The organism is uncultured Nostoc sp. (genome assembly GCF_964245575.1).
Taxonomy (GTDB): Bacteria; Cyanobacteriota; Cyanobacteriia; order Cyanobacteriales; family Nostocaceae; genus Nostoc.
On sequence record NZ_CAXTNP010000438.1, the window covers coordinates 1 to 4,426 of the forward strand.

Consider the following 4,426-nt stretch of genomic DNA (forward strand, 5'->3'; position numbering starts at 1 on the left):
ACTCTGGTTAAGCTTTTGTTACATACTTATAAATTTCCCCGCCGACTTACTTACACATTAAAAAGTGGGTGTGGAATTGATAACTTACAATTAGAAACTGCTGACCGAATAAATATGGCATTAGCCACTTATACAATTGTGGCTTGGCGTTTATTATGGCTGACCTACTTTTGACGAGTTAATCCTAATTTACCTTATGATGCTGTTTAAAAAAAGAGTGAATGGTAATCTTTATGTGCGACTATAAACAATAATCCAATTTCACCAGAAAATCCACCTTCTTTGCAAGATGCTGTACGAATGATTGCAACTCTGGATGGTTTTTTAGCTCGAAAAGGTGATGGAGAACCTGGTGTTAAAACTATTTGGCGTGGGCTATGGCGCTTACACGGTATCGCTGCCAATTTATCTCATATTGATCAGTTAATCTTGTTAGGAGTAACTCTATTAAATTTAAGTAATAAGCAATATAGTTTTGCTAATTGCACACAATAAAAACTTAGTTTGCTCCTTGCTTGAATAACTAATTAACCCTTCTATAAGTTTTTATCACTTTTTCAGCAAGCCCTATTTATTATCTGTTGTCAATCCACACAACTATCCCCATTTTTACAAACTTTATAACCCCCATTCTGTACCTAGTAGTGTCACAGAGAATAAATGTAATGTAATCGACCAGGGGGCGATCGCGGATTAAAACACAATGCATTTCAGCAAGTGAAGGAGTTGTGAGGAAAAAGCAGAGAAACTGCACCAGATTCAATCAAGGTAAATCAGCGGATATGAGCAATGGCGATTAAGCAACATTTATTACTTATTTCTGGTAAGTATTGACTTCAGGCAGTAAAGAGGTGCTCGTTCAGCTAAGTTGTTATCAGGGGGGACTTCAGGGTTTTCAAGGAAGTACCACCATTGACTTGCTTTATCCCGTAAAGAACGTAAAAGGTTAGCTACTGTAGCTCCGGTGAGGTCAATCCACTGAGCAAGTCAAGAGTGCAACTTCAATTTAAATTGATTGACCCAATCGTTGTAATTGGTTGAGTAAAAAATCTCAGACCATCAAGCATAATTGCTAAAGGCTTCATTAATTAAATTAATGGGACTTAGGCAAAAAATAGCCATAAAAAAGCCTCAAATGTATATACAGAGAGACTTTGACATTGATTTGCCTAGTTTCTTGATATATCTGGGTTTCAAGCATTTTTGAGCCTTTGGTGTATTTTCCTTGCCCTGTATGGGTTTGAGGCTTGTTTATGCCCCAAAAATGTTTAAGTCCCGATACTCGTTTACTTGGGATGTCTTTTCTCTTATTGATATCTCATCGAAGAACATGATTTTGCTCGGATTTATTTACCCGATCCGATCAGTTTTTGGCTATTGCCACGAGGGCGATCTCTGCAAGGGGCGATCGCACCGCTTCATTGTTCCCTCTTTTTAGTACTTTTGCACTATCTTTAACTTCAGTTGCCCACAGCTTATAGTGTGTGACACTGCTGGGGGTGCAGAATGTGGGTTATAATATAATGTCTGCCTTTCAGCAATGTTAAGAAAGATGCGGATAATGGATAGCCTTTAAGAGAATTTATCTGAAAGCATTTGGAAAAATTAAAACTTCAATCGTTGCTTCTATCACAGGTTAGGATTTTATTCTTGATGCTTTATTTGTATTAGGCTTTTCGTGAATTAGTATTATATGATGTCCGGGCAATTAAGCATAATACCCCCAAGCCCACCCCGCCAAAGCTACGCTTTAGCTCCCCTCGCGCTCTTCGGGAGGGGTTATTTTATTATGGGTAATTTGGCGAACATGATATTATACCAAAGAGCGCAAATCATCTTCAGGCAAATTTTATTGGTTCGCGACGAAAAGTTGCGAACCATATCTCTTTTTCCACATCCCGTGAAAAGTCAGATGTCAGGTAAGTTGGGTTGAAGAATGAAACCCAACTTATAATTTTTCTATTTCAACGATCAGTAGATTAGCCTTTTAAATTTTCGTCGTCTTTCAACTTTTTCCCTACTAAAGCACATGCCGGACAAAAGCCGAACAAACCTGTAATTCCTGTAAAGCAACCACCAATTGCGATCGCACTTTTTGGAATTGGAGCAAGATTAGAAAAAAGTCCACCAACCACCAGTGCAATGCCTATTGTTATCCGAAGCCCTTGTTCCCAAGTATATAGATTTTTACGGTAAATCATGTTGGTGTTCCTTTTGCTGTGATGTAATGAGGAAGAGCCTTGTTTGCCTTCCCCTGATAAGAGATGCAGACACCACAAAAGGATTCAATTCTTTACATTTGTTAACAAATTCAAAAAGGAGAAATTTACCCAGGATTTTTCACAAGTCAAACTCAAAAATTTTGCTTCTTTACCTCAAAACTTTACATAAATTACATAACATACCACCAGTACTTAATGCAAGAGTTGCGCTTACCTTTTTGATTAGTTTATTAGTTTTACTTATCAGAAATTTCTCAACGAGTTGTCTATAAAATGTATTAATACGGTTTTTTAGACAATAATTAATTTCACAGGTATCCATCACAGAGTGATCGCAGAACTTTTCGGTCTACTGACTGTGAATAAGTGGGTGTAGAGAATGAAACAGGGATGCTCAAAGTAGAATGTGATCGCTGGAATGAAAGTGCCTCTATCTTGAAAGAAGAAGCATTGAAAGCAGATGCCTGCTTATTCTGTTGGGTTTAGCGTTGTTTTCAAGATATTTCTTGCTCTGTGGAGGCGACTCTTAACTGCTTCCACAGTAATACCCAAAGTTGTGGCTACCTCTGCCGTTGTCATTTCTTCTAGATGGCGCATGACAATCACTTGTCGGTAGATAAGGGGTAAGTTTTTAATAGCGATCGAAATGTCCTGTGCGATTTGCACTCGATCCCTACTTTGTTCGCGTTCGTCTGGTGGTTCTGCGACAGTATCAAGTGGCAATTCTTTCTGCCTAATTCTCAGTAAGCGATAGCACTCGTGCTTGACAATCGTAAATAGCCACGAAATAAAAGCACTAGTTACTCGTAAAGAACCAATCTTACGCGACATAATCCACAAGGTTTCCTGGAGCGCGTCTTCTGCATCTTCTGGTGTGGCACACAAGGTATGGGCAAAACGCCTGACATTAGTATGATGCTGAATTAACAAGGCATTGATCGCTTCCGTTTTGCCTTTACATGCAGCCTGGATTAATTGTTCGTCATGTTTGGCTTTCAACTTGTGCTCGTTTGGTAATTATTTAGAGTCGGTAGTTATAATAATCGATCCTCAAGTCAAATTGATGATACGTTAATTTCGAGCGTTCGTGCAAGGGGTAACCCCCGATTTCTCACAAAGATTCAGAAAAGAGGGGTCAAAAACTAGGGGGTGTTGCATAAATGCGGGATGATTCAGTTTAATACGGCTATTTCCCAATACTTCAAGTAATGAGGTAGTAATCGAATTGAATACTTCAGCATATCTACGGGCTTAGAATAGCACAACGTTTTTCGATGTAGTCGTGCTAGATAATGACGTAAACGAGTGTTTTCGCCTTCTACTCGGGTCATATATGTTTTACTCACAATATGATCTTCCGGGTTAATAAAACTGGGGTAAACCTTCTATCCATCCGTCACATAAAAATAGCACCGCCAACAGCAAACTTTCCTTCCAGAAAGGTTTAAATGTTTCTGCACTATGATCACCCAGTACCCATTCGTGAGAGGTTAAGGTCAGGTACTATTTGTCAATAAGCAATACTACTTGGGGTATGAGTAGCATTCGCGCAGAAAACCGGGTTAAGAGGTGTTACATGAGTAATACAAACATTTTGAAAAGCTGAAGCCCTTATTTTATCGTTGAGTAGTGACTTGATGATTAGCATTAGTCAATGACCTTTGTTATTAGGAAAATCCTTATCTAATAAGGCTTTTAAGCTTAACCCGATTTTCTGTTCCAATGATATTTATACCCGAATGGCACTAAGAAAAGCTCTAAGCTATACACCATAACCATTACAAGCATTAATAGAATGAAGCAGTGGACGGAGATATGCGTAGGCGTAGCCCGCCATAGGCATCGCTATTTTTTGTAGTGCTGTGAAATGGAGCCGGTAACGGTGCAGGGTTGTCCAAAAAATTTTTAGGTGAATCTATCCCACTAATACCAAAATGTGGTCCGCTACTTTTTTTTTGAATAAGAGGGGGTGTATCACTTTATGGCAGCACGTTTTGAAGGATTGAGTGACTTGGAATGGAGATTATTTGAAGATATATTTCCTCCTAAACCATGCGGGAAATTTTTTTCGAGTCTTGTGCCTTACCCACTGCGAACTAAAAATTTAAAAATATTCAGATTCCCACTAGACAAACTTGTCTGTCCAAAGTATCTTTATTTTATGAGCTTACAAAATTTATCTAGTGACTCCAGTACAAAAATCT

General features: G+C 38.6%; 3 protein-coding genes and 3 pseudogenes. 2 read left to right on the forward strand and 4 right to left on the reverse strand.

Going from position 1 to position 4,426, the window contains the following annotated elements; genetic code table 11:
* Positions 1-495, forward strand: a pseudogene (locus tag ACFFAP_RS36375) (IS4 family transposase); the annotation flags it as partial.
* A gap of 318 nt (positions 496-813) precedes the next feature.
* Here ACFFAP_RS36375 and ACFFAP_RS36380 read toward each other — a convergent pair.
* The 4 genes and pseudogenes from ACFFAP_RS36380 to ACFFAP_RS36395 all read right to left on the reverse strand — a co-directional run.
* Positions 814-1,098: pseudogene (locus ACFFAP_RS36380) on the reverse strand (IS66 family transposase); the annotation flags it as partial.
* An 881-nt stretch (positions 1,099-1,979) separates the two neighbouring features.
* Positions 1,980-2,201 carry a DUF2892 domain-containing protein gene (locus tag ACFFAP_RS36385; protein ID WP_375515764.1) on the reverse strand — a complete coding sequence of 74 codons (222 nt, stop codon included), beginning with the start codon at positions 2,199-2,201 and terminating at the stop codon, positions 1,980-1,982.
* A 489-nt stretch (positions 2,202-2,690) separates the two neighbouring features.
* Positions 2,691-3,221 carry an RNA polymerase sigma factor gene (locus ACFFAP_RS36390; RefSeq protein ID WP_375515765.1) on the reverse strand — a complete coding sequence of 177 codons (531 nt, stop codon included), beginning with the start codon at positions 3,219-3,221 and terminating at the stop codon, positions 2,691-2,693.
* A gap of 173 nt (positions 3,222-3,394) precedes the next feature.
* A pseudogene (locus tag ACFFAP_RS36395) lies at positions 3,395-3,701 on the reverse strand (IS1 family transposase); the annotation flags it as partial.
* 502 nt (positions 3,702-4,203) lie between these two features.
* On the opposite strand from ACFFAP_RS36395, the gene ACFFAP_RS36400 reads away from it, so the two are divergent.
* On the forward strand, positions 4,204-4,426 hold a 223-nt coding region (locus tag ACFFAP_RS36400), incomplete at its 3' end, for a hypothetical protein (protein WP_375515766.1).

Excerpts from the sequence above, each read along its gene's own strand:
- ACFFAP_RS36385 (WP_375515764.1), bottom strand. The coding sequence starts at position 2,201 with ATGATTTACCGTAAAAATCTATATACTTGGGAACAAGGGCTTCGGATA.